The following is a 20627-nucleotide window of genomic DNA, read 5'->3' as shown; positions in this document are numbered from 1 at the left end:
TTTAATTGTTAAAACGATTGAATATGATGATAAGGAGAGAATTTCTATGGATAGGATGTTTGAAATGGAACGAAAAGTGACCAAATTCGGAAACAGCTTAGGCATAACCATGACTGACGCTTTGAAGCAAATTGGATTGGATCAAGGCGATATCGTCAACATAGATGTTAACCCGGAATCAGGAGAAATTATTATTAAGAGGTCAACAAAAGTTTCATTACCAGAAGGAGTCAGTCCAGACTTCATGAGTACTTTGTCAGATGTTATTAAGGCATATGATCAAACACTGAAAGGTCTCAAAGATAGATGACTTCAACTCGTTTTTTATCTGTCCAAGAAGTAATAGCCATTAATGTTGCAATGATACAACGTTACAGTCCAGGTGAACTATTAGGAGTTAAAGAACCAGGATTGCTTGAATCAGCAGTCCATCGTCCTCAAACTTCTGTATTTGGCGATGATGCATATCCTACGATCTTCGAGAAAGCAGCGGCTTTATTTGAATCATTTGGTCAAAATCATCCATTTCACAATGCAAATAACCGAACTGCTTTTACAGCATTGGTAATATTCTTGCGATATAATGGACTACACTTTAAAATGGATGCAAAAAAAGCCGAGGATTTTACTGTAGATATGGTTAATCATCGTTTTCATTTTCAAGAGGTGGCTTCGATTATTAAAGACCACTGTTTATTCATCCCTTGAAAGTTATCTTAAGAATAAAAGGCTGTTCTTATCTGTATATCATCACTTAGTAGCAAAAAAGCGACCGATGAAGGTCGCTTTTTTGCTACTACATATGGAGGCGAGGGGAGTCGAACCCCTGTCCGAAGGCAACGCCACATAGGCTTCTACGGGTGTAGTGACAGTTTTGATGTCACCCTAGAGACTCCCCGTCACCGGATTCCCTTCGGGTCAGCCTGATTGTCTTCTTCAGCTAGCCGCAGGCGGAGACTAGACAGCGTATCCCACTAAAGTTGGGCCCTATTCCCGGCACATGGGCGATGCAGAGATAGAGCTAGCACGCAGGTTATTAAGCTGCGAAAGCTAAGTTGTTGTTTTGTTTGCCGTTTAATTGGCTTTAGCGTTGATAAAGCGGACGCGTCCCCACTACCCGCTACCCATGCTCGATCTACCCCCGTCGAATCCAAAAACGCCCCCTTAATAAAAAGGTGGTTCCTGGTTAAACGGCCGAGCATGAATGCTTTGATCTTTCCTTTACATTCATTAGTATACCACAAGTAACGCACGATTTGCCTGGTGAATACATGGCAGCCGTGCCAAGCGGTAGAAATAATTGTAGCAATGAACCGACGGAAAAGCAAGATTCACATGAAGGCGAAAATTATCGGGATTTGTATTTTTCTTCCTTTATTAATACAGAATCATCATGATAAGATCATACCATTCCAAAAAATAATGGAGGTTAACATGAAAATCAGTAACTACCACTACAGGTCCAAAAGGAAAAAACTTCTGCTATCCAGTCTGCTCCTGATGAGCATCCTCGTTATGCCCTTCAAAGCAACTGCAGAAGCCGTGCAAGAACCCGATCTAAACTGGGTCGAGGGTTCCGGACAGCAAGTGAGGCTCACTGATATTGCTGAATTGACGCTGCCGCAAGATTATTTTTTCCTCGATAAGGACGACACAATTGCTTTTATCAAAAGTTTCCACGACCTCCCTTCCTACAATGAAATCGGATATGTGGAGCCTGCGGATGAGAATGCCGTGTGGAGCGTTTACTTCGAGTACGCCGAATCCGGCCATATCGAAGATAACGAAAAATCGGATATTGATGCCGACGAGTTGCTCAAGAGCTACGAAAGAGGGCAGGAAGAAGCAAACAAGAAGCTGCCCGAATCCAATCAATTATTTGTGGACGGCTGGTTTAAAGAGCCTGCCTATGATGAGTCCGTCCGCAGCCTCACATGGGCTCTGCTTCTACATAATAACAACGGGGAAAAAATTATTAATTACAACGTGCGCATTCTTACTCGCGTTGGATACATATCGGCCATTCTGGTCTCCACTCCTGAAAATCTGGAGGCTGACCGCAACACGTTTGAGCAAGAGCTGCTCCCTCACCTTTCGGTAACTTCCGGCAATACATACGCTGACTTCGATTCTTCCACAGACAAAAAGTCCGCCTTGGGCCTGACTGGACTCATTTTGGGGGGAGCCGGCATTGTCACGGCCAAAAGGACGGGCCTTCTTGCCATCATCGCTTTATTCGCCAAGAAGCTCTGGTTCATTATTTTGGCGCCATTCCTTTGGATCGGCAAATTATTCAAGAGAAAGAACAAGAAGGGTCACCAACAGACAGATTACCCCTCTGCTTTCGATAGCCAGGAGGACAACCGCTTCAAAACTAAATTCGATGCGGAGAACGAACAAAAAAAGCCGCCCACTTCGTTGTAATAGAAAAAAATCTCAGGACGCAAGAAAAAACCGGGAGCCGAATAGCCACTCCCGGTTTTTGTATATCATTACCGCGCCACCTTCTGCTTCTCCCGCAGCACGCGTTGAATGTCGCGCTGGGCATCGCGTTTGGCGGCGGCGTCGCGCTTGTCGTACTGCTTCTTCCCTTTGCCGAGGCCGAGGAGCAGCTTGGCGTAGCCGTTCTTGATGTAGATTTTCAGCGGCACGATCGAGTACCCTTCCTGCTTGGACAAGCCCAGCAGCTTGTTGATCTGCGCCTTGTGCATCAGCAGCTTGCGCGTCCGGGTCGGGTCGGTCGGATTGTACCGGTTCCCCTGCTCGAACGGGCTGATATGCATGTTGTGGATGTGAATCTCGCCGTTCCGGATCGTCGCGAACGCGTCTCCGATGTTCACCCGGGCGTTGCGGATCGACTTGATCTCGGTCCCGGTCAGCACCATGCCCGCTTCGTACGTATCCTCGATGAAATAGTCATGGGAAGCTTTTTTGTTCTGGGCCAGCACTTTGCCGTCATTTTTCTTCGCCATGGTTCACCCTCCTCATCATCCCTCAACGATAATTAACCTTCCACAAATCCGCATCAGCGTGCCAGACTCTAATTGTAGCAACTCCGCCGCTTAAAATCAAGAAATGCCCTTGATTTACAAGGGCAAATCCCGTTTACGGAACAGCGCGACGGCCAAAGCGAACGCCACTAGGCCAACAGCGGCCAGTACACTAAAGCTGAGGCTCAAATCCGCCGTGCCGCCAATCATCTCACTCGGCTTATACAGCGTAAAAATCGTGAAATTCCGCAGCCACTCCAGTTTTTCGCTGAACTTGCCGACCAGATCCAGGCTGAAGAAGCCGAAGGTGATCAGACCGGACAATCCTGCCGCCTTTTTCTCGTCATTCGACAGCGCCGACACCAGGAACGCAATCCCGCCGATCGCAAAAAACAGCAGGAACGCCCCCGCGTTCAATTCCACGAAACGCTCCGTATCCAGCGGATAATCCCCCCGCAAAAACCACGCGCTCCCCGCGAACCCGGCCAGCGTTGTCACCGCCAGAATCAGGAACAGCCCGGTCGTCAGCACGGCCGCCTGTGTTAAAGCCACCTTCGCCCGGGTCGTCGGCGTAGACAGCAAATAGGCCATGCCGCCTTGATCCACCAGCTTCGCCATCAACTGCGTGGACAACTGCATGCACACGATCGCCAACAGTAGGATCAGAATCAGGCCGTAATACTCGCCCGAGATGAACGACTCCGCCGTGCCGAAACCGCTCAGCCCGAACGCCCGGCCCACGCCTTCCGGCATAGAGTTCACGAGTTGGTCGATGGCGCCGGTATTTTTCGCAATGCCGGGGTACAGCCAGAACATTAGCAAGATATAGAAAGCGGATCCCACCGCGTAATTCATAAAGCTCTTCATGTAAACCTTCAGCATCTGTTTGTACAGCACGGTATTCATTTTTCCGTCCCCTTCCGGTCATAATAATTCATGAATATGTCCTCCAGGTTCTGTGTAAAAATATCGATATTACGCACCCGGTACTTCGCCGTCTCCGCCATAAACCGGTCGTAGTTGCCCTGGACGGCCACGCGAACCCGGGCGCCTTCCCGGGATTCCACCGCCAATCCGGCCGCCAAGAATGCTTCCGCATCTTCCGGGCGCTCGAAGGTCACCTCAAACAGCTTCCGTTGCATGGATTGCAGCTCGTGAATATCCTTGACCGCAATGATCACGCCATCCTTGATGATAGCGGCCCGGTCGCAGGTCCGCTCGATTTCCGGGAAGCTGTGCGAGGACATAAGAAAGGTCGTGCCGCGCGCTTTTTCCTCCAGGACGAGTTCGATAAAAATCTTCTGCATCAACGGATCGAGCCCGGAGGTTGGTTCATCCAGAATAATCACCTGCGGATCGTGCATGAAGGCGGCGACGATGCCGACTTTTTGCTTCATGCCTTTCGACATTTTGCGAATCGGCGTACGTACATCGAACTGAAGCCGGTCGATTAGCCCGTCACGCTTGGAGAGGTCCTTAACGCCCTGCATGTCGGCCATAAAGTCGAGGAACGCTTTGCCGGTCATGCCTTCGATAAAAGCGATCTCCCCCGGCAGATACCCGACGAGGGTCTGCACCTTCCCCTGATCCTTCCACGTATCCAGGCCGCCAATCATCACGGTCCCCCGGTCCGGCTTCATAAAGCCCATGATATGGCGGATCGTCGTCGACTTCCCCGCACCGTTCGGCCCCAGAAACCCGAAGACCTCCCCCCGCCGGACCGAAAAAGAAACATCGAAAATCCCCTTTCCGTTCCCAAACTTCTTCGTCAAATGCTCCACCCGCAGCACCGCATCCACCTCCACAAGGTAAAAGAAATGAAATATTATGACTAAAATATTTCATATGTTATACTATACCTGCGGTTCTATTCCGTCAATGATTTTATGAAATTATTTTATTTATATATTTCATAAATTACATAACAATCCAAAACAAGGAGCCTAAATTCATGAATGGTTTTGAGAAACGCGCCAACCTGATCAAGCAAAAAATCATGCGCACCACGTTGAACATGCTGCGAACTGCGGACCCGAAACGCCTGCGGATCGCCGATATTTCCAAAGAGGCCAAGGTATCGCAGGTCACGATTTACAACTATTTCGGGAGCAAAGAAGCCCTGCTGCGCGAAGTATTCATTCAATTCGTGGACAACGCGATCCGCGAGTTCGAGGAATATATGAACGGGGAGCATACGCTGCGGGAGAAGATCGAACATATTATTTTTCTGGAAAAAGAGGCTTACCGCGAGATTCCTCCCGGCCTGATGAAGGAGCTCATTCTCGACGATCGGGAACTGGCCCATTATGTGGAAAATCTGTACCAAGAGGTCGCCGTCCCAGTCATGATCCGCATCCTGGAAGAGGGAAAAGCCAGCGGCGAAATCTCCCCCGATGTCGCGGTGGAGCACGTACTGGCCTTCATTCAGCTCTATATGAACCAGTATGAGACCATCCTGGAGATGGCCCAGCATAGCGGGGATTTGAACGGGTTTTTGGAAGGGATCGTGCATCTGTTCTTCTACGGGATTTGCGGAAAGCCGTAAGCATAAACGGTGCTAGAATCGGCTCAAGCCTTCCCGCGCGGCAGCTTGTCGGCGTAACGCTTGCGCAGCTCGCCCAATGCTTCCAGCTTGGACAGCACCTTGTCCCGGTTCATCAGGCCAATGCTCAAAATCATCTCCTCCACCAGCAGCAGCGGGGTCACCATGGAATGGAACTCCCCCATCTCCCCCCGGCTGACGTAAAAAGCCGCCTCCACCGGCGCGCCGTACCGGAACTCCTCCCGGTCGGTGACCATCACCGCCGGGCAGCCGGTCCGCTTCACGCAATCCAGAATCACCTCGGTTTCGGGGAGCAGCCGCGTGAAATGAAACAGCACCACCACATCATCCCGCTGCACATGCGCTAGCGATTCCAGCACCTCATGCCCGCTGGCCGCCATCATCCGCACCGACATCCCGAAGCGCGACAGCCGGTAGGACAGCAGCTCGCCCAAAGCAACCGCCGGACCCGGGGCATAGACATAAATCCGCCGGGCTTCCGCCATCAGGGAGGCGGCGCGCTGAAGTTCTCCGGGCTCCGTTTTTTCCGCCGTCTCGCGCAAGTGCAGCATCGATTGCTCCAGCATCTTCATTGGCAGACTGGACGGGTCGAGCTTCGAAATCGTCTTCTCCAGCTTTAGCGCCGGCGTCGTATCAAAGGCGGAGCGCAGCTTCAGCTTGAACTCCTTGCCGTTCTCATAGCCCGCCGCCCGCCAAAACCGCGACACCGTGGCGATGCTGGTGCCCAGCCGGTCGGCGATCTCCTGCTCCGTCATAAACAGCACCTCTTCCGGGTTGCGCTCGATGAAATCGGCAATTTTCAATTGCCCGGGCGAAAACCTTTTTTTATCGGGAAATCCGGGATTCCGGTTCATGGCGATTCAGTCCTCTCCGCATCATTATTCGCATCTTCTTTCTCCAGCTTAGCAGGACTTTGTAATGTAAGTTTTTTTTCATTGTTTTCACTATGTAAAAATAATTACATCCCGTTGACACAATACCGCTACTCTTTTAATACTCCTCCTCTACACTTAAGAACAAATTCAAGTCCAAGGAGGCGTTCCCCGCATGAGTCGCAAGTCGCTCTACACCCTGACCTCATCGCAAAAAATGATGATCTTCGTGCTGTCCATGTCCCTGTACGGCCTGTCCAACATGTTCACCGAACTGATCCCTTCCCTGCGGTTAGGCCCGATCGAACTGTCCGTCGAGTACTTTGCTTTCATCCCGCTGACGCTGTGCATGCTGTTCCATCCCTTCTATGCCGCCGTTGGCGCGGCGCTGGGCGAAGTCATCTTCGGCGAGCTGATGCTCGGGCAATTCGGCGGCCTCGGCGAGCTGGAGAAATTCCTCACCTTCTCATTCGCCATGTACGTCGCGGGCCGAATCGTCCGCAATCCGCAAAACCGCACCCAGGTCGGCATCGCCGCCATGACGGGCGTCATCATCCATCAACTGTGCAGCAGCCTGGTCGACATCGGCAAAGTCTGGATCGGCGTGGAAGAATTCGAAGCCGTGCCCGGCCTGGCCGAAAGCGTCGTGCTCGTGGAGGGCGTGAGCTTTTTGAATGACGTACTGTTCTCCGGGATTTTGTTTGCCCTGCTGCCGACGCTTTATCTGGTACCCCGACTCTATGGAAAAATAGAACCCCTGCTAGGCATCAAGCCCCGCGAAAAAAGCACCCGATACGAAGCAGCCGGTGTCGTGTCACCCAAGCTGGTCCTGACCGGGATCCTGCTTGCCCTGATCGCCTTCGGCGCCGAGTCCCTGTCCGAAACGGACTGGAATTTCGGGGAGTGGGACAGCGGCTTCGCCGAACAACTCGGCGATGGCGCGATTTGGCTGAGCATCGGCGCGGCGGCCGTCGTTGCGATCATCGTGCTCCTGGCGATGCGCGCCAAAAAAGCCCGCACCGCCGCCCAAACCGGCGACACCGGAGGCGTGCCTCATGTCTAACGAACAGCGCTCCCTTTCGGCAAGCGCCATGCCCGAAAAATCTGAACCTCCAGCGATTGAAATCATCGGTGTGTCGTTTACCTATCCCGGCTCCGATCAGCCGGTGCTGAACGCGGCCACCTTAAGCGTCGAACCCGGCAGCTTCACCGCCATCATCGGCGGCAACGGCTGCGGCAAATCGACACTGTGCAAGCTGTTTAACGGGCTGATCCCGCATTATTACTCGGGGGATTTCGAAGGAGAAGTGAAGGTGGGCGGCGTCCCGTCCCAAGGCCAAAGCGTCGCCGAGCTCTCGCGCAAAGTCGGCTACGTCTACCAGGACTTCGAGAACCAGCTCGTCCGGCCCACCGTGCTGGACGAGGCCTGCTTCGCGCCGCTGAATTACGGGCTCCCGGATTACCGTGAGCGGGCCCTCCGCGCGCTGAATCTGTGCGGCCTCACGCCGCTAAGCTCCCGCTTCATCTGGGAGCTTAGCGGCGGGCAAAAGCACCTCCTCGCCCTGGCCGGCGCCCTGGCGCTTGAGCCGGACATCCTAGTCGTCGACGAGCCGGTGTCCCAGCTCGATCCCCGGCATGCGCGCCAGGTCTATGAAGTGCTGCGGCGGCTCAACCGCGCCCATGGCAAGACGGTCGTGGTGATCGAGCATCATACGGAGTTTATCGCCGATTACTGCCGGGACGTCTGCCTGATGGAGCAGGGCCGCGTGCTGTGGAAGCTGCCGGTCGCCGAGGCGCTCAATCGCCTGGACGACCTGGAGCGCCTTGGCATCCAGCCGCCCGAGGCGACCCAGACCGCGGCCCGCCTGGCGGCGCTGCGGGGAGAAGCCGCGGCCCAGCGGGCCCGCTACCCGGTGACCACCGGGGAGGCCCTGCGGCACTTCGGCGGGCTGCTGGAGGGGCGGGCGGGCGAGGCGGACGAGAGAAGCCGCGCAACCGGCGCTATCGGCACGATCAGTGCGATCGATGCGACCGATGCGATCAGCGCAAGCCCCGCAGCCCGCGAACCCCTCGGCGAGCCCGCGCCGGAGCCGCATCCGCCCGCGGCGGTGATTCGCCTGAGCCAGGCCGCGCTCAACTACCGGACGCTCCGCAAAGCGGAGCACGCCGTCCTTCGCGGCCTGACCCTGGACATCGCCGAGGGCGAGCGCGTCGCGCTGGTCGGCAACAACGGCGCGGGCAAGTCCTCCCTGCTGCGCCTGATCGCGGGCATCGCCAGGCCGTCCGGCGGCTCCGTCGAGGTCCTGGGCCTCGATACGCACAGCACGTCCGTCGAAGAACTGTCCAAACATGTCGCCTTCGTTTTCCAGAATCCCGAAGACATGTTTATCGAAGACAGCTTACGCAAAGAAGTCGCGTACTGCCTCAAAAAACGCGGTTACCCCGAAGCCGGGGCCACCGTGAAAACCATGCTCCGCAGCTTCCGCCTGGAGGAGCTACAGGACCGCGACGCCCGCCTGCTCAGCGGCGGGCAGCAGCGCCGCGTCTCGCTCGCGATCGGCGCGGCGATCCGCCCCGCGGTCATGCTGCTCGACGAGCCGACGGCCAACCTCGACCTGGCCACCCGCGAGGAGCTGCTCGGCACGCTGCGGGAGCTGGAGCGGCATGTGCGCACCGTGCTCATCGCGACGCACGACATGCAGCTCGTCAGCAGTTGGGCCACGCGCGTCATCGTCCTGCACGAGGGGCTCGTGGCGGCCGACGGGACGGCGGCCGAGGTGTTCGCCGACCCCGAGCTGATCCGCCGCGCCGGCCTGGCCCTGACGCAGAGCATGGAACTGTCGGCCGGGCTCGCGCTTCAGCCGCCGTGCGCCACGCCGCAGGAACTGGCGGCCCGATTGCACCGCATTCTCGCAGAAAAGGAGGCCCATCCCCATGGAGCTCGTCCGCAACTGGTTTAACAAGCTATCGCTGGACCGGATCCAGCTCGAACTGATGAACACGGCGTACGGCAGCGGTCACGCTTCCCTGTCCCGGCTCGATCCGCGGGGCCTGCTGATCTGGTACCTTTTTTTCGCCATCGTGCCCTGGTTCGTCAACAGCCTGCCCGTCCTGGCCGGCATGTGCCTGTTTATGATCGTCACGACGATCCTGTCGCGCGTCACACCGTTCATCATCTTCGTCCTCTGCCTTGGCCTGATCGGGCAGGTGGGCTGGCTGTTTGTGATCTCGCTGTTTTTTGGCGGGGATATCTCCTCCGCCCTGCCGCTGCTGAAGCTGACGCTCAAGCTGTCGGTCGTGTCCCTGGCCAGCATCACCGTCTTCTCCGGCATGGACCCGGAAAAAATCAGCGACGGCCTGCTAGCGCTCGGCGTCCCCGCCGCCTTTTCGTTCAGCCTGTCCTACGGCTACCGGATTCTGCCCGTACTGTTCGAGGAGTTCCGCAACGTGCTATTGTCCTACCGGCTGCGCGGCAAAGCCCCCGAACACCCGGGGCTGCTCTACTGGCGCAAGGGCGCTTATTACTTGAAGCTGCTGGTCTACGCCTTCTTCCCGCTGATGCTGGCCACCGCCAAACGGTCCCGCACCACCGTGGAAGCCCTGGAGACGCGCGGCTTCTCCTACGGCCTCAAAAACCCGGCCGCCAAAAAACTGAAGCTCTCGCACCTCCGTTTCCAAACCCGCGATCTGCTGTTCCTGTCAGGATCGGCCGCGTACGTGGCGGTGCTGTTCTGGTTCGGGTAGGCGAGGGCGGCTACACCCGCCGTCCCCGCCGTCCCCGCTGTCCTTGTCGTCCTTGCCATCCCTGCCTTCCTGCCCGCTGCCAATAGCGGCCAAAAAGGGCGTTTTTGGGAGGCCAGCACAGCTCTGAAAGCGAAATAGCGGCCCGTAAGGCACTGAAGGTTGCATCAAACCTGACAGGGTGCTACTTATTTTGAACCTTGTCGCCTCGGTGTGGCGAGTTGGATCCGGCGTGCCCCATTTTCCTAACCGCCGTCGCATGAGCAGCCTTGCCAGAAAGACGAAAATTAACGCTAACGGTTGCCACAGCCGTTATTTGTCCTGAAAACGCCGATTTCCCATTCTAACGGTCGCCACGGCGCTTATTTTCGCATAAACAGGCTGTTAAGGTGAGAATCCAGGAGAATAACGGCGCTCACAACCGTTAGAATTTCGAAAGGGCTACTTTTTGCTAAATAGCGGCTGCTACAGCCGTTAGACTCCTCTCAGGCGTTAGAACCAGCCGGAAAACCTGACCTTTTTCAGGAATTAATACTCGATTATATCAATGCAGGTAAGTCTTGAAAGGTAAAAGATAATTTCCCGAAAAAAAGGAAGACTACGCCATGCGTAAGATAGGGATCATTTTTAACCACACTCTTCTTTCATGTTAGAGTTAGTGCAACGCCAGTGCCCGTAAGGCCCCTATTTGAACAAAGAAACATCATTTCGCGCCATTCCCACTTATTTTTGCCAAAATAATAACCCAAAAGGACGCTATTTCGCGGGGAACCCGCCATTTCGAGGAAATAGCGTTCCGAACGACCTTTATCCATATAAGTGCAGAAAAAACAGCGTCACCAAAAAAGAACTAATCAACCTCACCTAAGGAGTGTTAACCCATGCGAATCGACCTGCATACCCACGCCAAATTGTCCAAGGCGACCGATTTCTCGCCCGCCTATTACGAAGAAATGATCCGGGAAGCGGTGGCGAACGGGCTGGACGCCCTAGCCCTGACGGAGCACTTCAACACGCGCCATTTTTTCGAGGTCTACGAAAATATGGACCGGATGTACCCTTACAACGGAGAGTACTATGAAGCCGGCTCCCTGAAGATCTTCCCCGGGATGGAAGTGGATATCCGCGAGACCGGCCATATCCTGCTGATCGGGCGCAAGGAGCATATTCTGGAGGCACGTCAACAGCTCGAGCCCTACACGGAAAAAGGCGGCTTCATCCCTTTCGCCGACCTTCTGACCTTAGCCGAAGCCCACCCGCTGCTCAAAATCGGCGCCCATCCGTTCCGCGAATCCACGCCGCTCCATCACCTGGACCGGTCCGATCTCCAGCGCCTTGATGCCTTCGACCTGAACGCCAAGGACATGTACGAATACGGCTGCGAGCCCAACCGCGAACACGTGGAGCGTTTTGCGGCGGAACTCGGCAAGCCGGTGACCGCGGGCAGCGACACTCACCAGTGCCTGCAGTACGGCAGCGTGTACAATGAACTCCGCCAACCGTGTCACAGCGTGGCCGACTTGAAGCAGGCCATCTCCAGCGGAGCCTATGACATCCATGTCGCCGACAGCCTGCCCCTGCAGGTTAAAGCCTCCGTCATGCTGAAAAAGCTCCTTAAGCGCCTGGCGCAACTGGAAACGACCGAAGCGGCTTTTGAGCCTGCTCACGGCACCGCTGCCAGATCTTCGTCCATCTCAGCCTCTGTTTCCTAAAAAACCAGTGAGCCTCTCCATTCTTTGGGGGGCTCACTGGTTTTTACTGTAACACGACCTCATTACTTAAAAAAATTAATACTGATATTATTTTCCATATAACTTACAATACATTTGACGATACATTTAAATGTACAGTCAATGACTCAGGCGACAGTATCAAATCATGAACTGGATGATTTCTTTTAAGGAGGATAGAAATGCAATCTAAATTAAATAGTATTACTTTATTTTCTATGCTCATTGCCATGATCCCCTTCGGTGTTTACTTTTGTTATTACTCACAAATACCTCAAACCATTCCAATACATTTCAACGATTTAGGTGTAGCAGATCGATTTGTTAATAAAGCAAGTTTTGAAGTCTTGCTTTTATGTGGCCTTGGGTTAATAGGCTTTTTCATTATGAAGCTGCTAAGTGTTGTTATCGTAGGAGTAAGCACTAAGAATAGGAAAGAAAATAGCGATAATACGCGGACAATTATGGATTACGCAGCCCTGTTCGTTACCGTTCTATTTGTCGGCATGAGTATTTATTATATTTTCATTGTAACAAAATCCACTTTTAAATAAGGAACATAGACAAGCGATTCTAGGGCCAATGAATCCGGATTTGGTGATCAAACCGCTCGCCTGCAATTTGTTCGGAACACTTCAAACGCGACCGCTGCGATCCGGTGCATCAAGGCTACACGGTTGCTCGATTCCGGTTGGAATTTGTCCATTGCGCCGCTACACTGTTTCGCCATGGCTGACAGGTTGTCCTGAAGGCTGATGAAGGATTTTGCCGGCCGATCCGACTGTAAACCGAGTTTAGCCCCCGCGGCTGCCGCCAGCCATCCCTCACCGAGGGAGCCTAAACGTAAATTTGCATCCAAGGAATGGTGCCTGCTTCCCATGAAGCGAGCTCCATTTCTTTTTTTATATAGGCTGAACTATTGATTTGCATATTAGACAGCGGTGTAAAGGGTTCTATCCACACTCTTGACCTGCAACTATGCAACTAATTGTTTGGTTCGAATTAAAGGGAATTCCTCCCGTTAATTTGGTACGTATGCGGCTGCAGAGGCGATTTAGCCGGAAAACCTCCTGTTAATTCGCCTGAAATTTTGAACATTGGCCATTGGGCCGCGAAATAGATGGAGCTTTTCCAGCTAAATCCGATCCAAGAGCCAAGAGCGGTGCATTAACGGGAGATTTTCCCGTTAATGTGTAGACTCCAATGTTGGCGCTTTATATCTACAATTGTGGATGTTGCCCAACGTATCTCCGAAGCCAGTTCACATCCTTGCCCAACGCCAATTCTTAGTTCAACCTATATGCCGAGGGAGAAGGCAGGCTTGACGAATTATTACAGCTTTCTTTGAAAAAATACTGGAATAGATACGGAGGTGGAGAGTAAGAGGAAAAAAGCGACTGTCTCCCTATCGAGGACAAATCAAGAAAATATCCATCCTTATGTGGACAAAAAGACAAATACCACAGGCCGGGGCCCCGTCATATACGGAGTCCCCGGCCTGTTTGCCCGGTTATTTTTTCTTTTTGCGCACGAACGCCGCCGTTCCGTTGCCGCCGCCCTTGCCTTTTCCTTTGCCGCCCCGCTTTTTGCGCGGGGGTGTCCCGCCTTCCTCGGCGCCACCGCCGCCAGCGCCGAGGAAGATGCCGCTCGCGGACGTCTTCTTGCGCCGCGAGCCCGAACCTGAGCCGCTGCCTTCCCCGGAGGAGCGGTAGCCTCCGGAGTCGCGGCTCAGCGAGGCCGGCCCGGCGGCGTAGCCGCCCTTGCCGGAGCCAAACCCGAAGCTCACGGCCGGAGCGGCCCCGCCGCCCCCGGCCGTGTCGCTTCCGCCGCGGGCGCCGCGCTTCCCGCGCTTGCCGCCTCCGCCGGCCGCCGCACCCGCAGCCGCGGCGCCTTTCCCGGGCTTGCCGACACCGGCACCGCCCTTGCCCTTGCCCCGCTTGCCGCCGCGCCCGGCGGCGCCGTCAAACCCTGCGCCGCCGCTCCCGCCTTCCCGGCGGCGCGGCTTCATGTCGACCAACTCGAAGTCGATCGTGTGGTCGTCCATGTTGACGCGGGCTACGCGGATTTTCACCTCGTCGCCGATCCGGAAGATCCGCGACGTCCGCTCGCCGATCAGGGCCATATGCTGCTCATGGAAGTGGTAATAATCATCCGTCATCGCACTGAGACGGATGAGCCCTTCGACCGTGTTCTCCAGCTCGATGAACATCCCGAAGCTCGTCACGCTGCTGATAATCCCGGGGAATTCCTCCCCGACCTTATCCAGCATGAACTCCGCTTTTTTGAGCTGTTCCGTATCCCGCTCGGCCTCCACGGCCACCCGCTCCCGCTCCGACGATTGCTGCGCGATTTCCTGCATGCGGCTGGCGAGATACTCCATCCGCTGCTCCGGCAGGGCTCCGCCGTGTTCGATGACCTCCCGGATAATCCGGTGGATCACAAGGTCCGGGTACCGGCGGATCGGCGACGTGAAGTGCGTGTAGAACTCCGCCGCCAGGCCGAAGTGGCCGGTGCTCTCGGCATCGTACTTCGCCTGCTTCATGGAACGGAGCATCATCGTGCTGATGACCGTCTGCTCCTTCGTGCCGTGGATATCCTCCAGCAGCGTCTGCAGGGCCCGGGGATGCACTTTATTGCCCTTCCCACCCTTGACGGTGTAGCCGAAGTTGGCCACGAACGCCATAAAATTCATCAGCTTTTCCTGGTCGGGATCTTCGTGAATCCGGTAGATGAACGGCACCTTCAGCCAGTGGAAATGCTCCGCCACCGTTTCGTTCGCCGCCAGCATGAACTCCTCGATAATCTGCTCCGCGATGGAGCGCTCTCGCTTGACGATATCGACCGGCTTGCCGCTTTCGTCCACGATCACCTTCGACTCTTCAAAGTCGAAGTCGACGGCGCCGCGGCGCATCCGGTTGCCCCGCAGCTTCAGGGCCAGTTCGCGCATGAGCTGGAACGTCTCCACCAGGTGGCTGTAGCGCTCCGTGACTTCGGGATCCTCTTCCTGGAGGATTTTGCGTACATTGGTATAAGTCATCCGCTCGGTTGTGCGAATCACACTCGTAAAAATATCATGCTTCACGACCTTCATCTGGTCGTTGAATTCCATCTCGCAGGACAGTGTGAACCGGTCCACCTTCGGATTCAGTGAGCAGATGCCGTTCGACAGCCGGTGCGGCAGCATCGGAATGACCCGGTCGACCAGATACACGCTGCAGCCGCGGTTGTACGCCTCCTGGTCCAGCTTGGAGCCTTCGCGCACATAATAGCCGACGTCCGCGATATGGACACCCAGCCGGATATGGCCGTTCGGCAGCCGCTCCACATTGACCGCGTCATCGAGATCCTTGGCGTCTTCCCCGTCGATCGTCACGATGATTTTGTCGCGGAGGTCTCTCCGGCCCTGCTTGGCGATTTCCGCCTCCTCAATCACGTCGGGCGCCTGCTGCGCCTCCGCCATGACGTCGTCGGGGAACGCCTCCGGCAGCTGATGCTTGCGGATGATCGACAAAATATCGACGCCCGGGTCATCCTTATGCCCGAGGATCTCGATGATTTCGCCTTCCGCGGCGGAACGGCCTTCCGGATAGTTAACGATCCGGGCAACGACCTTTTCCCCGTCCACGGCGCCCCCAAAGGCCTCCTGCGCCACAAAGATGTCACGGTTAATCCGCTTGTCGTCCGGAATCACGAACCCATAGGTCTCGTTGTGCTGGAACACCCCGACCACCTGGGTGATCGCCCGTTTCACGATCCGCACAACCTCGCCCTCGAGCTTGCCGCCACCCGCGCTCTTGGAGCTGATCCGCACCAGGACCGTATCGCCGTTCATCGCGCTTTTCAAATCGTTCGCGTGGATGTAAACGTCGGGATGCTCCCGGTCATCGGGGATCAGGAACGCGAAGCCTTTCGCGTGGGCTTGGAGCCGTCCCCGGACCAGATCCATCCGCTCCGGCACGCCGTAGCGGTTCGTCCGGGTCAGGATAATCTGCCCCTCCTGCTCCAGCCGGTTCAGCAGCTTCAGGAACTCTTTAAAACCGGCGGCGTCCGCAATCTGAAAATGCTCCTCCAACTCCTGGTAGGTCATCGGTTTATAGGCCGTCTCCCGCATAAAAGCGAGCAGTTCTGTCTCTGTAATCAAATTCAATAAATTCACCTCAAACCGGCTTGTCCTGTAAGCCTGGATGTTTTATATTCGTACAATCCAAGAACTTCCTATATACGTATATAACCCTAGTATACACGAATTTCACATCCGGCATCCGTTTATCCGGGAATCCGCAAACGACGAACAGGCTCCGCCCGTCTGTAATAACGGGGGAGCCTGTTCGTTATAGTGAACTTACCACTTCGGAAACGCTCATTTGCTTAACACGCTTTAACGGCCCGACCACCGACAGCACCGTGACGCCTAGGATAATGAAGAAGATCAGCAGCATTTGCCCGGCAGGAAATCTCCAAATCAAATGAAGATCGGATAACATACCGTAAATTAACGCCCTTTGCAGCAGAATGCCGAGAACCAGACCGATAAGAGCCCCGGACAACGAGTAGACAGCCGCCTCCGTGACCACCATCCGGCTCAATTGCCCCCCGGACATGCCCACCGCCCGCATTACTCCGAAATAACGGACTTTCTGAGCTACGCTAGTGTTCATCGTGTTCACAATGTTCAAAACGCTAATGAGACCGATCACCGCGACGAACCCGTATATAAACACGGCCATCGTCAAGAATGTCTGATCGTTCTCGGCGTTTCGCTGCCGGCTGTCCAAGTATTCCACGTCGGGTGTAACCAACCCTTTGATCTTCTCCACAGTCCGGGCCTCATCCCGTCCGGTAAGCTGGACATCGATCGCCCTGTATCCCGACTGTCCGGTCAGCTTCGGAAACTGTTTCTCCGTGGTGACAAACGTTGCCGCCACGGGTTCGGACGAACTGAACGGAACCGTCCGCAGCACGCCAGTCACCTTTAGTGACTGAACCCCTTGCGGCGAGTTTATTTTGACTTCATCTCCAACTTTGAGACTTAACGCCTCGGTTCTTCGGTTTTTGCTGAATATGGATACCACTGCAATGACACCGTTCTCTTCGTCCATTTTCGCTTCCGACAGCACCCCGTCGATAAGATCGTCCTTGGCCCAATTCAACTGCATTTGATCGTAGGAAATAAGCCACGATCTTTGGCTCCCTTCCGTCGTTTTTCGGTTATCGAAATCCGCTTCCGCATACCCGATCATCCGCCCGTACACATGCTTGATCCCGTCCATGCCCGTCAAAGCCTCATACGTCTCTTTGCCGATCACGCCTTCCTTGGCCGTTAGGGAAATATCCGGCGTGTAAGGTTTGGTCGTCTTTATGCTCGAATGCATAAAATCCACCAAAACCTGAAAACCCAGAAACAACACGATGCTGATGGCAATGGAAGAAGCCATTAATACCAGTGTCTTTTTCTTCATCATGGCATTATTGACCCCCAGCGCCAATTCCGCGCGGAACATCCGCGTCAGCAGACCGCGCTTCCGGCGTTTGCGCGGTTTGAATTCTTCGCTGCCGGTCACGGCGTTGACGGGGGAAATGCGGGATGCCTTTCGGGCCGGCATCAGGGAAGCGATGTAGACCGTCAGGAAACCGACGACCACCCCGGCGGCGATTCCCAATACGCTTACGCTGAACAGCGGAATGTCCGCGAACAGCTCGTCATTATAGAATTTTAGTATCGCCGAACACGCAAATGTAATGAGCATCCCGGCCAGCACCCCGAGCGGAATGGCCATCAGCGTGATCCTCAGCCCCTCCCGCCGGACCAGTTTGCGGATCTGGGATGCCGACGCCCCGATACATCTTAGAAGTCCGAACTGCCGCACGCGGTCCATGACCGAAATATTGAAGATATTGTAGATCATGACTACCCCGGCGATCAGCACAATAAAGAATAAAACCGCGCCGGTGGCGTACAAACTCATGACCATATCGCTGCCGCCCTGACCGGTTACCGCCAGCAGCCGCGTGTTAAATCCGACCCGATCCTTGGGAATACCGAGGCGGTGTATGATGTCTTTGGCGGCGTTGTTCACATTGACCCCATCCTTGAATTGGACCAGCAGGGTCACTTTCTTCTCCCCGCCAGCGATGGTCTCCGCCGCCGCGGCGGACAACAGGACCCCGGGCGAGCCCGAAGCCTTGCGGCTGCTAAGGTCACGATAAACCCCGCTTACCACGAATTCCGTTTCCTTCAGGCCGGACAGGGCCACCTGTACCTTGTCGTTCAGCCTGGCATTCAGAAACAGCGGATCGGTCGCCCACTGTTCGATCATGATCTCATTGGGCTTGACCGGAAAGTGACCTTCCAGCAGGCGGACATTCATATTTTCAGCGAACTGTTCGTCAATCGCTCCGAATTCGCTGTCCACCCCTTTCACCGTTCCCTCCTTCAGCCCGAACCATCTTCCCGTTCGCTCCACGTCGAGCCGGGCCGATACGCCCTCAATCTCCTTGGCCGTGGGTGCCTCGATCCCCAAATGATAGTTGCCGAAGTCGTGAATCACCTGGGTCTTTTCGAATTTCAGCGCTACATCGAGCATGGAAAAAATCCCCGTCACCAGCGCGACCGAAATGGCCACGCTCGCCACCGTCAGCCGGGTTTTTCGCGGGTGCGCCGATAAGTACTTTCGCACCAGCCCCAAATAGCTCTTCATTGGCTATCGCCCCCCAGTTCGGTCACGATGCCATCCTCCACGTTCAGCACCCGGTCGGCGACGGAGGCGAAGCCCGGGTTATGCGTAATCATCACCAGCGTCTGGTTGTACCGCTCCACCGACAACCTCATCAGCTTGATGACATCCTTGCTGTTTCTTGTATCAAGATTTCCCGTCGGTTCGTCGGCCAAAATGATCTTCGGCTTCGCCGCCAAAGCCCGGCCGATCGCTACTCGCTGCTGCTGTCCGCCCGAGAGCTGGCTGGGCAAGTGATGCCTTCGTTCGGCGAGCCCCAGCAGGTTGAGAAGTTCCGTCAAATAATCGGCATCGGGCTTCTTGTGGTCCAGCAGCAGCGGCAGCGTCATGTTCTCCTCCACGTTTAACTCGGGTACGAGGTTAAACGCCTGGAACACGAACCCGATATTGCGTCTGCGAAAGACGGAAAGCTCCTTCTCCTTCATCCGGAACACTTCCCTGCCGTCCAGAACCACGCTCCCCGCGCTGGGGAAATCAAGCGCCCCCAGCAAGTTCAGGAGCGTGCTCTTCCCCGAACCGGACGGCCCGACAATGGACACAAACTCCCCCTTGTTGATCGTGAACGAAGCGTTTTTGAGCGCTTCGACACGGGTTTCTCCTTGACCGTACGTTTTACTTAACCCGTTTGCTTTTAAAATTTCCATCATGGCTATCCCCCGGTCTATGATTGGTTAAGATAAGAACTTGCGCCTGCCCCATCATGTTAAACGCGGGAGCTTACCGGCCGATGAAATTCCGCTTACAAATTTGTAAGCTTCGGGAGATGGATCGTAAATTTCGCGCCTTGTCCGGGCTTACTGTCCAGTGAAATAAATCCGCCGTGCATCTCGATGATCGTCTTGGCCAGACTAAGACCGATGCCGGTGCCCTGCTTGTCCTGCGAAAAACGGCTGCGATAAAACGGATTGAACAGAAAATTGGCGTCATCAGGATGCACCCCTTCGCCGCGGTCGACCACCTCGATCTCCACCAGCAGCGGCGTTTCAGCAAGGCGCGCTGTGATTACGTCGCCCGGGGCGGAATGGTCGATCGCATTGGTCAGCAGATTGCTGACGGCCTCCAGCAGCCACTCAGGGTCGCAGGAAAAGCTCACCTGTCCGGCGCTTTCGAGATTGAGCCGTTTTTGCTCCCGCTCCAGACGAGTCTCCAGGCTGTCCGCCGCCCTGCGGATCAGCTCGTTCAACCGGACCGCCCGCTTTTGCAGTTCAATAATGCCGGCGTCCAACCGGGCCATTTTCAACAAATTCGCAATCAACCGCTGCATCCGCTCCAGTTCCTGCCCGCTTTTGTCTAGAAACCGGGTCACCGTGGCGTTGTCCACCAACTCCCCCTGCATAATTTCGTTGTACATAAACAGCGCGGACAGCGGGGTCTTGAGCTGATGGGAAATGTGCGTCATCGTGTCCTTCAAGAACAAGCGGTTCTGCTGCTCCTTATGGAGATGGGTCTGGAGGGAAGCGATCATCGTATTGATCGCCCCGGCCAGCCTGGACAAGCTACCCTCCTGGGTATCGTCGATCCGGGTCGACCTTCCCCCGTTCATGATGCGGTGCACTTCTTCCTGATACCGGTCGATCGTCCGGTACAAACGCAGGAGGAAACGCAGCACCGCAAGCAAAGCGAGCACGCCGGCAAGCGCCCAGGTCAGGCCGGTTCCGAGCGCATGAAGGCGGTATGATGACCAGACAGCCGGAAGCAGCCGCATCGCCGTGTCGGCCGTGTAGCCGGCGTCCGCGAGAATCGCCCTCCCGGCCTCGGCATCCTCCGCCTCTGCCGCTGCGGTGAATAGCGAGGCGATTTCCCCGCCGGTCAAGCCGGGATAAGCCCGCGTGATCCGCCCGGCCAGTTCGGCGTCCCGCTCCGTAAATACCCGCTGAATCCCGGCGGACTGACCGTAAACTAGCCATTGTCCCGCCAGCAAACCCGCGGCCCACACCAGCACCAGCGTCAGCAACAACGGCTTGACGCCTTTGTTGTTCAGTACGTCCATGGCCGTT

At 55.4% G+C, this 20627-nt stretch carries 17 protein-coding genes, 1 other RNA gene and 1 pseudogene; 10 read left to right on the top strand and 9 right to left on the bottom strand.

Features of this window, described 5'->3' with window-relative positions; translation table 11 throughout:
- The first annotated feature begins 64 nt into the window (after positions 1-64).
- Together V4U88_RS15090 and V4U88_RS15085 are read left to right on the top strand one after the other, a co-directional pair.
- A complete protein-coding gene (locus V4U88_RS15090) occupies positions 65-310 on the top strand; it encodes an AbrB/MazE/SpoVT family DNA-binding domain-containing protein (RefSeq protein WP_442951889.1) in 246 nt (81 codons plus the stop codon).
- Positions 307-708: a type II toxin-antitoxin system death-on-curing family toxin gene (locus tag V4U88_RS15085; protein ID WP_334074079.1), complete on the top strand. Its 402-nt coding sequence runs from the start codon at positions 307-309 to the stop codon at positions 706-708. Before V4U88_RS15090 ends, V4U88_RS15085 begins: the two co-directional genes overlap by 4 nt.
- Positions 709-800: 92 nt before the next feature.
- On the opposite strand, the gene ssrA is transcribed toward V4U88_RS15085, so the two are convergent.
- Positions 801-1164: a transfer-messenger RNA gene (gene ssrA, locus V4U88_RS15080) on the bottom strand.
- A gap of 336 nt (positions 1165-1500) precedes the next feature.
- On the opposite strand from ssrA, the gene V4U88_RS15075 reads away from it, so the two are divergent.
- Positions 1501-2424 carry a DUF2167 domain-containing protein gene (locus V4U88_RS15075; RefSeq protein WP_334074078.1) on the top strand — a complete coding sequence of 308 codons (924 nt, stop codon included), beginning with the start codon at positions 1501-1503 and terminating at the stop codon, positions 2422-2424.
- Positions 2425-2492: 68 nt separating this feature from the next.
- Here V4U88_RS15075 and smpB read toward each other — a convergent pair whose 3' ends face one another.
- The 3 genes from smpB to V4U88_RS15060 all read right to left on the bottom strand — a co-directional run bounded on the left by smpB (position 2493) and on the right by V4U88_RS15060 (position 4780).
- Positions 2493-2972: an SsrA-binding protein SmpB gene (gene smpB, locus V4U88_RS15070; protein ID WP_334074077.1), complete on the bottom strand. Its 480-nt coding sequence runs from the start codon at positions 2970-2972 to the stop codon at positions 2493-2495.
- A gap of 114 nt (positions 2973-3086) precedes the next feature.
- Positions 3087-3896, bottom strand: coding sequence for an ABC transporter permease subunit (locus V4U88_RS15065; RefSeq protein ID WP_334074076.1), 810 nt, complete (start codon positions 3894-3896; stop codon positions 3087-3089).
- Entirely contained in the window at positions 3893-4780 is an 888-nt protein-coding gene (locus V4U88_RS15060) for an ABC transporter ATP-binding protein (protein ID WP_334074359.1), read from the bottom strand. Before V4U88_RS15060 ends, V4U88_RS15065 begins: the two co-directional genes overlap by 4 nt.
- A gap of 161 nt (positions 4781-4941) precedes the next feature.
- On the opposite strand from V4U88_RS15060, the gene V4U88_RS15055 reads away from it, so the two are divergent.
- Positions 4942-5535 (top strand): TetR/AcrR family transcriptional regulator, encoded by a 594-nt coding sequence (locus V4U88_RS15055; protein WP_334074075.1) that lies wholly within the window; start codon positions 4942-4944, stop codon positions 5533-5535.
- 23 nt (positions 5536-5558) lie between these two features.
- On the opposite strand, the gene V4U88_RS15050 is transcribed toward V4U88_RS15055, so the two are convergent.
- Positions 5559-6407 (bottom strand): MurR/RpiR family transcriptional regulator, encoded by an 849-nt coding sequence (locus tag V4U88_RS15050; RefSeq protein WP_334074074.1) that lies wholly within the window; start codon positions 6405-6407, stop codon positions 5559-5561.
- Positions 6408-6600: 193 nt separating this feature from the next.
- Between V4U88_RS15050 and V4U88_RS15045 the strand changes: the two genes are divergently transcribed.
- The 6 genes and pseudogenes from V4U88_RS15045 to V4U88_RS15020 all read left to right on the top strand — a co-directional run.
- Positions 6601-7488 (top strand): cell division protein FtsQ, encoded by an 888-nt coding sequence (locus V4U88_RS15045; protein WP_334074073.1) that lies wholly within the window; start codon positions 6601-6603, stop codon positions 7486-7488.
- A complete protein-coding gene (locus V4U88_RS15040) occupies positions 7481-9385 on the top strand; it encodes an ABC transporter ATP-binding protein (RefSeq protein ID WP_416367283.1) in 1905 nt (634 codons plus the stop codon). The genes V4U88_RS15045 and V4U88_RS15040 overlap by 8 nt, the downstream gene beginning before the upstream one ends.
- Complete coding sequence (locus tag V4U88_RS15035; RefSeq protein ID WP_334074072.1) at positions 9360-10169, top strand: energy-coupling factor transporter transmembrane component T family protein; 810 nt, start codon at positions 9360-9362, stop codon at positions 10167-10169. Before V4U88_RS15040 ends, V4U88_RS15035 begins: the two co-directional genes overlap by 26 nt.
- An 878-nt stretch (positions 10170-11047) precedes the next feature.
- Positions 11048-11878 carry a PHP domain-containing protein gene (locus V4U88_RS15030; protein ID WP_334074071.1) on the top strand — a complete coding sequence of 277 codons (831 nt, stop codon included), beginning with the start codon at positions 11048-11050 and terminating at the stop codon, positions 11876-11878.
- A gap of 200 nt (positions 11879-12078) precedes the next feature.
- A complete protein-coding gene (locus V4U88_RS15025; protein WP_334074070.1) occupies positions 12079-12450 on the top strand; it encodes a DUF1648 domain-containing protein in 372 nt (123 codons plus the stop codon).
- Positions 12451-12487: 37 nt separating this feature from the next.
- Positions 12488-12626, top strand: a pseudogene (locus V4U88_RS15020) (IS1380 family transposase); the annotation flags it as partial.
- 780 nt (positions 12627-13406) lie between these two features.
- Here V4U88_RS15020 and rnr read toward each other — a convergent pair.
- The 4 genes from rnr to V4U88_RS15000 all read right to left on the bottom strand — a co-directional run bounded on the left by rnr (position 13407) and on the right by V4U88_RS15000 (position 20620).
- Complete coding sequence (gene rnr, locus V4U88_RS15015; RefSeq protein WP_334074069.1) at positions 13407-16037, bottom strand: ribonuclease R; 2631 nt, start codon at positions 16035-16037, stop codon at positions 13407-13409.
- Between the two features lie 190 nt (positions 16038-16227).
- Positions 16228-18594: an ABC transporter permease gene (locus V4U88_RS15010; RefSeq protein ID WP_334074068.1), complete on the bottom strand. Its 2367-nt coding sequence runs from the start codon at positions 18592-18594 to the stop codon at positions 16228-16230.
- Positions 18591-19274: an ABC transporter ATP-binding protein gene (locus V4U88_RS15005; protein ID WP_334074357.1), complete on the bottom strand. Its 684-nt coding sequence runs from the start codon at positions 19272-19274 to the stop codon at positions 18591-18593. Before V4U88_RS15005 ends, V4U88_RS15010 begins: the two co-directional genes overlap by 4 nt.
- A gap of 95 nt (positions 19275-19369) precedes the next feature.
- On the bottom strand, positions 19370-20620 hold the full coding sequence (locus V4U88_RS15000) for a sensor histidine kinase (protein ID WP_334074067.1): 1251 nt from the start codon (positions 20618-20620) through the stop codon (positions 19370-19372).
- Between the last annotated feature and the right edge of the window lie 7 nt (positions 20621-20627).

This window comes from Paenibacillus sp. A14 (assembly GCF_036864815.1).
Taxonomy (GTDB): Bacteria; Bacillota; Bacilli; order Paenibacillales; family Paenibacillaceae; genus Fontibacillus; species Fontibacillus sanfengchensis.
Note: the sequence above shows the minus strand (reverse complement) of the source record. Positions and strands in the feature narration are given on the sequence as shown.

Excerpts from the sequence above, each read along its gene's own strand:
- V4U88_RS15030 (WP_334074071.1), top strand. The coding sequence starts at position 11,048 with ATGCGAATCGACCTGCATACCCACGCCAAATTGTCCAAGGCGACCGAT.
- V4U88_RS15055 (WP_334074075.1), top strand. The coding sequence starts at position 4,942 with ATGAATGGTTTTGAGAAACGCGCCAACCTGATCAAGCAAAAAATCATG.
- V4U88_RS15035 (WP_334074072.1), top strand. The coding sequence starts at position 9,360 with ATGGAGCTCGTCCGCAACTGGTTTAACAAGCTATCGCTGGACCGGATC.
- V4U88_RS15085 (WP_334074079.1), top strand. The coding sequence starts at position 307 with ATGACTTCAACTCGTTTTTTATCTGTCCAAGAAGTAATAGCCATTAAT.
- V4U88_RS15025 (WP_334074070.1), top strand. The coding sequence starts at position 12,079 with ATGCAATCTAAATTAAATAGTATTACTTTATTTTCTATGCTCATTGCC.
- V4U88_RS15005 (WP_334074357.1), bottom strand. The coding sequence starts at position 19,274 with ATGGAAATTTTAAAAGCAAACGGGTTAAGTAAAACGTACGGTCAAGGA.
- V4U88_RS15065 (WP_334074076.1), bottom strand. The coding sequence starts at position 3,896 with ATGAATACCGTGCTGTACAAACAGATGCTGAAGGTTTACATGAAGAGC.
- V4U88_RS15075 (WP_334074078.1), top strand. The coding sequence starts at position 1,501 with ATGAGCATCCTCGTTATGCCCTTCAAAGCAACTGCAGAAGCCGTGCAA.
- V4U88_RS15045 (WP_334074073.1), top strand. The coding sequence starts at position 6,601 with ATGAGTCGCAAGTCGCTCTACACCCTGACCTCATCGCAAAAAATGATG.
- V4U88_RS15010 (WP_334074068.1), bottom strand. The coding sequence starts at position 18,594 with ATGAAGAGCTATTTGGGGCTGGTGCGAAAGTACTTATCGGCGCACCCG.
- V4U88_RS15000 (WP_334074067.1), bottom strand. The coding sequence starts at position 20,620 with ATGGACGTACTGAACAACAAAGGCGTCAAGCCGTTGTTGCTGACGCTG.
- V4U88_RS15050 (WP_334074074.1), bottom strand. The coding sequence starts at position 6,407 with ATGAACCGGAATCCCGGATTTCCCGATAAAAAAAGGTTTTCGCCCGGG.
- V4U88_RS15040 (WP_416367283.1), top strand. The coding sequence starts at position 7,481 with ATGTCTAACGAACAGCGCTCCCTTTCGGCAAGCGCCATGCCCGAAAAA.
- smpB (WP_334074077.1), bottom strand. The coding sequence starts at position 2,972 with ATGGCGAAGAAAAATGACGGCAAAGTGCTGGCCCAGAACAAAAAAGCT.
- V4U88_RS15090 (WP_442951889.1), top strand. The coding sequence starts at position 65 with ATGGAACGAAAAGTGACCAAATTCGGAAACAGCTTAGGCATAACCATG.